The organism is Acinetobacter sp. 226, from assembly GCF_048147925.1.
GTDB classification, from domain to species: domain Bacteria; phylum Pseudomonadota; class Gammaproteobacteria; order Pseudomonadales; family Moraxellaceae; genus Acinetobacter; species Acinetobacter pecorum.
The window spans coordinates 20,465-27,111 of the sequence record NZ_JAYWYX010000032.1; the positions used below are offsets into that span (position 1 = coordinate 20,465).

4 protein-coding genes and 1 pseudogene are annotated in these 6,647 nt (G+C 47.1%); 3 read left to right on the top strand and 2 right to left on the bottom strand.

From position 1 onward, the window contains the following. Positions 1-75 precede the first annotated feature (75 nt). The 3 genes from ppc (at position 76) to VXP95_RS13745 (ending at position 5,357) form a co-directional block, all read left to right on the top strand. A complete protein-coding gene (gene ppc / locus VXP95_RS13735; protein WP_416681030.1) occupies positions 76-2,760 on the top strand; it encodes a phosphoenolpyruvate carboxylase in 2,685 nt (894 codons plus the stop codon). Positions 2,761-3,057: 297 nt separating this feature from the next. Further along, on the top strand, positions 3,058-4,353 hold the full coding sequence (locus tag VXP95_RS13740; protein WP_064096865.1) for a solute carrier family 23 protein: 1,296 nt from the start codon (positions 3,058-3,060) through the stop codon (positions 4,351-4,353). A gap of 98 nt (positions 4,354-4,451) precedes the next feature. Beyond that, entirely contained in the window at positions 4,452-5,357 is a 906-nt protein-coding gene (locus VXP95_RS13745) for a LysR family transcriptional regulator (RefSeq protein WP_416712228.1), read from the top strand. Here VXP95_RS13745 and VXP95_RS13750 read toward each other — a convergent pair. Beyond that, positions 5,354-6,093 (bottom strand): annotated as a pseudogene (locus VXP95_RS13750) (sulfite exporter TauE/SafE family protein). The gene VXP95_RS13745 and the pseudogene VXP95_RS13750 overlap by 4 nt on opposite strands. A 156-nt stretch (positions 6,094-6,249) precedes the next feature. Then, complete coding sequence (locus VXP95_RS13755; RefSeq protein WP_064096862.1) at positions 6,250-6,537, bottom strand: chorismate mutase; 288 nt, start codon at positions 6,535-6,537, stop codon at positions 6,250-6,252. Between the last annotated feature and the right edge of the window lie 110 nt (positions 6,538-6,647).

The window sequence follows — 6,647 nt, forward strand, 5'->3', positions numbered from 1 at the left end:
AACTTTTGTCTCTAAGGGACTTGGATTGTCATGCAGTCGCGGTATAGTCAAAGCATGCATGTGAGGGAATAAAAAATGATTCAACAGATTGATGCACCACTACGCGAAGACGTACGCTTACTGGGTAATTTGCTTGGGGAAACCTTAAAATTACATGCCGGGCAGGATTTGTTTAATCAGATCGAGCAGATCCGTGCCCTGTCCAAAGGCGCTCGCGATGGACAGGTCGAAGCAGAAAAACAACTGGAACAGCTGTTTTTGAGTCTGGAAGATGCAGAAATCCTGCCGCTGACCCGCGCCTTTACCCACTTTTTAAACTTTGCCAATATTGCCGAACAATATCATGTGGTACGTCGTCGCCGTCAGAGCGAGTTTGATGACACTGCAGAATCGCCCAATCCTCTGGTGCCTTTATTTGAAAAATTTAAACAGCAGGAGATTTCTGCCGATACGCTGTATCAGCAAATCTGCGAACTGAAAATTGAACTGGTCCTGACCGCGCATCCCACAGAAGTCAGCCGCCGTACCCTGATTCAAAAATATGATGGCATCAATAATGCCCTGTCCAAATTCGACCAGCAGAAACTGACTCCACGTGAACGTCAGGCAGTTCTGGCCGACCTGAAACAGCTGATCAGCTCCGCCTGGCAAACCGATGAAATCCGTCAGCATCGCCCGACTCCGATTGACGAAGCCAAATGGGGCTTTACCACTATTGAGCAGACCCTGTGGAATGCGGTCCCGAAATTTATCCGCGAACTAAATGGCATGGTTCAGGCGCAATGTGGCCAGAACCTGCCCTTAGATGTCGCACCAGTACGTTTTGCCTCATGGATGGGTGGTGACCGCGATGGCAACCCCAATGTCACCCACACCGTCACTCAGGAAGTACTGTGGCTGTCGCGCTGGAAAGCAGCCGATCTCTATGTACGCGATATTGAAAACCTGCGCTGGGAACTGTCCATTCAGCAATGCAGTCCGGAAATTTCCGAAGCCTTGGGCCAGCCCCATCCAGAACCCTATCGTGAATATTTACGTGACACCCGTACCCGCCTGAAAGCGACGCGGCACTGGCTGGCAGAAAAATTAAAAGGCAATGATGCCGATGACAGTCTGGTGATTAAAAGTAAAGACGAACTTTTACAACCGCTCCTGACCTGTTACCGCTCGCTGATGGACTGCAATCTGGCTGAAATTGCCAATGGCAGCCTGCTGGACTTTATTTACCGGGTCAACAGTTTTGGGATCGAACTACTGAAACTGGATATCCGTCAGGAATCCGGGCGTCACCGTCAGGCGATTTCAGCCATTACTGAATATTTGGGACTGGGGAATTTTGAAACCTGGACCGAACAGGCCCGTCAAAACTTTTTACTGCAGGAATTGCAAAGCAAGCGTCCGTTACTGCCTAAACATCTGAATGAACCGGCCGGCAGCCTGATTGAACATCCGGATGTACAGGAAGTCTTTGCCACCATGCGCACACTGGCCGAACAGCCGAGCGAGTCTCTGGGTGCCTATATTATTTCCATGGCGGAATATCCAAGTGATGTCTTGGCGGTACTGCTTTTACAAAAAGAAGCCGGTATCGAGCAGGCGTTACGAGTAGTTCCTCTGTTTGAAACCTTAAAAGATCTGGATGGTGCAGCCGCAACCATGTCGACCCTGTTCAATATGCACTGGTACAAACAGCATATTCAGGGCAAACATGAAGTCATGATTGGCTATTCGGATTCTGCCAAGGATGCCGGTTTTATGTCAGCCAACTGGGCGCAGTATCGTGCCCAGGAAGAACTGACCGCAGTTGCCCAGCAACATGACGTGCAATTGACCCTGTTTCATGGTCGTGGCGGTTCAATCAGCCGTGGTGGTGCGCCCACCCAGCAAGCCTTGTTCTCTCAGCCACCGGGTTCTATTTCCGGTACGATCCGGGTGACTGAACAGGGTGAAATGATCCGCTTTAAATTCGGGCTGGAAGAAATCGCGCTGCAAAATCTGGAAATTTATACCGCTGCAACCCTGGAAGCGACACTGCTCCCGCCACCTGAGCCAAAACCGGAATGGCGCGACCTGATGCATCAAATGACCGAACTGTCGGTTCAGGTCTATCGCCAGACCGTACGGGAAAATCCGCATTTTGTAAAATACCTGCGTACCGTTACCCCTGAGCTTGAACTGCAGATGCTGCCTCTGGGTTCACGCCCCGCCAAACGTAAAGTCAGTGGCGGGATTGAATCCCTACGTGCGATTCCCTGGGTATTTGCCTGGACCCAGATCCGCCTGATGCTGCCTGCCTGGCTCGGTACCGGTGCTGCACTGAATGAAGTCCTGGATCAGGGACAGCGTACTGTACTCGATGAGATGCTGGCCGAGTGGCCATATTTCCAGACCCTGATTGATATGCTGGAAATGGTACTTTCTAAAGCCGATGCCCATGTGGCACTTTATTACGAATCGCATCTGACCCAGGATGAAGATCTGAAAATTCTGGGGACAGCGTTACGCCAGCGTTTGCAGGATGCCGTACAAACCCTGTTAACCTTGAAAGGTGAATCGAAACTTCTGAGCAGCAACGGCGTACTGGATCAGTCCATGAAGGTGCGTAAACCGTATCTGTTACCCTTGCACTTGCTGCAAGCCGAACTGATGAAACGTCGCCGTTTATATCTTGAACAGCAACAGGCCGAAAACACCCCGGTGGATCATGCGCTGATGGTCAGTATTGCCGGAATTGCGGCCGGTTTACGCAATACCGGTTGATTTTCTGACTTCAATTTAAAGCACATCTATACGATGTGCTTTTTTATTGACCAGTCAATAGCTACAAAAAGCTTTATTTATATATCAAATTAAAATTAGTTATAGAAGTTGAATATGAATTGTTCGGGAATTAATCTACTGATTTAACTTTAGTTTTAATTTTAAAAACTTTTACCGCACGGTAAAATATTAAATAAAGTCATAGAATTAATTTGAACAAATTTTTTGTTCTGGTAATTAAATCTTGAAAAAAACAAGAGTATGATGTGCACAATTTATCTTTCGAGTGCTCATTTTATGTCCAATTGGTTTCCCAAATGGCGCCCTTACGAGGGTAGTATCGATGCACGACCAGTAGGTACCGCAGAGTATTTACCGCCTGCCCAGACCCTGATCCTAGGGGTACAACATGCCTTTGCCATGTTCGGTGCAACGGTACTGGCACCATTTTTGATGGGCTTTGACCCAAATCTGGCAATTTTAATGTCAGGGATCTGTACCATTCTGTTCTTTCTGATCACAGGTGGCCGGGTTCCAAGTTATCTAGGTTCAAGCTTTGCTTTTATTGGGGTAGTGATCGCAGCAACCGGTTATGCGGGTGGTGGCGGGCTCAATCCGAATATTGGTGCTGCAGCCGGCGGTATCATTGCCTGTGGTATCTTCTATGCGCTGATGGGCTTTCTGGTCATGGCGACGGGCACCCGCTGGATTGAAAAGCTGATGCCCCCGGTGGTGACCGGTGCCGTGGTGATGATCATTGGCCTGAATCTTGCTCCCGTTACGGTGAAAAGCGTGATGGGCAATACCTTTAATATGTGGATGTCCCTGGTCACCGTCCTGTGCATGGGTTCAATTGCCGTATTTACCCGTGGCTTGTTACAGCGTCTGCTCCTGCTGATTGGCCTGCTCCTGGCCTATCTGATCTATTTTGTACTCAGCAATGTCATGGGCTATGGCACGCCCATCAACTTCCTTCCCGTGCAACAAGCTGCCTGGTTCGGTTTACCAACTTTCCACGCACCGACCTTTGAATTAAACGCCATGCTGATTATTGCACCGATTGCACTGATTCTGGTGGCTGAAAATCTGGGGCATATTAAAGCTGTAAGTGCAATGACCGGTGAAAATCTGGATCCATATATTGGTAAAGCCTTTGTTGCAGATGGCGTTGCCACGACGCTGGCCGGTAGTGTGGGTGCGCCGGGTATGACCACCTATGGTGAAAACATCGGTGTAATGGCCGTCACCCGGGTCTACTCGACCATCATCTTTGCCGTCGCGGGTGTCTTTGCCGTGTTTCTGGGGTTATCGCCAAAGTTTGGTGCAATTATTCACACGATTCCAACAGCGATTCTGACGGGTGCTTCGATTGTGGTGTTTGGTCTGATTACCATTGCCGGTGCCAAAATCTGGATTGAAAACAAGGTTGATTTCTCGCAGAACAAAAACCTGATGGTAGCCGCGGTGACCATTATTCTGGGTACAGGTGATTTTGCCCTGACCTTTGGCAGCTTCAATCTGGGTGGGATTGGTACCGCAACTTTCGCTGCCCTTCTATTGAACTGGTTCTTTGGTCTGGCCGATAAAAAATAATTCTCAGACTTAATTTTTCAAGCAGCCACATGGCTGCTTTTTTTATAGCACAAGAATTGTTTAAGATAAGGCTGATCTTTTGTGTGAGCATCCTGCCGATGCGTCTGGATTTTTTTGATTTAGATCTTTTTCTCAATATTGTCGAAACAGGTAGTCTGACCAAAGGTGCTGAACGCTCTGCCATTTCCCTGCAAGCGGTCAGTGAGCGGATTAAAAAGCTGGAACAACACTATCAGGTCAGTCTGTTTACCCGTCATTCAGGCGGGGTGAAACTGACTTGTGCAGGACAGGTCTTTGCTGATCATGCTCAAGTGCTCTTGCAACAGGGACACCAACTGTCTCAGGCCATGACCAGCTTTGGCGAGGAACTGAACGCCAACATCAGTTTATGGTGTAATTCCTCAGCACAGAGCGAATACCTGCCCTTACTGCTGCCACAATATCTGGTTAAAAATTCCCATATCCAGATTGATTTAAAAGAAGCAGAAAGCAATGACATCATTACAGCTTTAAACAACGGTACTGCCAAACTCGGACTAATCTCGAGCTTTTTCCCTGCATTTGAATTACAGACACTGGAATTTGCAGATGATCCTTTGGTCCTGATCTGTCCGGAACAGCATGATTTAAGTCATATTCAGGCATTAAAATTAGCAGACTGTTTAAATTACCCCTTTGTCGGTTTGATGCAATATCACTCATTACAGCAGTCGATTGAAACCCAGGCCCGTTTGCTGAACTGTGAGATTCAATACCGCCTGCGTTTACCGAATTTTGCAGCGGTTGCCCAAGTCGTGGCCAATGGTGTAGGCATTGCCATCATGCCAAAACGCGCCGCGCAACGTCTGGCAAAACTATATGCATTTAGGCAGATCAAGCTGGATGGGGACTGGGCTAACCGCAAACTGTTATTGGCCGCAAAAAATTTTGATGAACTCAATACGACTTATCGGCACTTCAGCCAGTTTTTAGTTTCTGCAGATCTACAAAAGATTCTGGATTAAATCCAGCCGAATTGATGCAGCATCATATAACTGCCCAGGACCATCAGGCCAATAAAAAATACCGTCCGGAATTTCTGTTCAGGAATACGATAGCGGATTTTCTTGCCGAACCACATCCCGATCAGCGCAGGAATGAGTGCAATCGCTGACATCGTATAATCAGTCGGGATATCTTCAACAGGATTTTGATGCAGAAAGATGGCCAGACATACAGTCGAGGTGGTAAATACCAAGCCTAAAGCCTGAACCAGATCGTCACGTTTTAAATGTAAAGTCTGTAAATAAGGCACGACCGGAATTACGATGACACCGGTCGCCACGGTCAAGGCTCCGCCCAGATAACCCATCATCGGAGAGAGCCATGTTTCATGCCGGCTCAAATCTGGCATTGTTCTGGCGTATAGACCGTAGAGACCATACAGGGCCAGCATTCCTCCCAAGAGGGCTTCACTATGAAATTCAGCATGACCTAAAGTCGGAAAAATACTCCATACTGAACCTATGATGATACCGGTCAGCAGTAGCCAGAAACGGCGGATTAATTGCAGGACATGACCTTCGGCAAATAACTGCCAGAAATTGGTTAGCAGTGAAGGTACGATCAGTAAGGTCGCGGCCTGAAAAGGACTCATAAATATGGTCAGCAAACCCATAGATACTGCAGGCAGGCCTAAACCAATCGTGCCTTTAATCAGAGGCCAGCCAGAGCAAAAACAGCAATAACGAAAGCAATCATCCGATAGCCCTAAATTTATTTAGAACCATGGTATAGATATTGCTGATAGAGAAAAATCAGGTTTTTAAGAAGACAGCCTCAAGCAAATCTTGAGGCTCGAGTTTGATATGCCAGAAACCATCATATTCATCAGCAGAAATTGAATCTGAACATCACTTAAGGACGAAACTCTTTCAGTTCACGTTGAATAAAGTAATGGAACATTTCACGGTACAGATGTTCTATAAATTCCTGATCAACGCCCTGCTTTTGCGCCAGAGCTCTCACATTTTCTACAATCTGCTCCATACGTTCGGGTGACTGCAAATCGGTCTCGGTTTTCTTGAAACGGGTCGTTTGATCAACATAAAATTGACGCGCAGCGATCAGCTCAACTAAAGCTGTATCAATGGCATCGATCTGGTGACGTGCATGTTGTAATGATTCAGCTTTGATCTTTTCCATGTTTTTTCAGTTCACTTTCAGTTTGATTATTACTCTTCTCTGCACACGACAAAAAAACAAAAAAGTCTGTTAAAGCAAAGGCATAATAGTAATTTTTAAGACGAATCAGA

What these genes read in the sequence shown, in the direction of transcription:
- VXP95_RS13755 (WP_064096862.1), bottom strand. Translation starts at nt 6,537, where the DNA reads ATGGAAAAGATCAAAGCTGAATCATTACAACATGCACGTCACCAGATC.
- VXP95_RS13740 (WP_064096865.1), top strand. Translation starts at nt 3,058, where the DNA reads ATGTCCAATTGGTTTCCCAAATGGCGCCCTTACGAGGGTAGTATCGAT.
- ppc (WP_416681030.1), top strand. Translation starts at nt 76, where the DNA reads ATGATTCAACAGATTGATGCACCACTACGCGAAGACGTACGCTTACTG.
- VXP95_RS13745 (WP_416712228.1), top strand. Translation starts at nt 4,452, where the DNA reads ATGCGTCTGGATTTTTTTGATTTAGATCTTTTTCTCAATATTGTCGAA.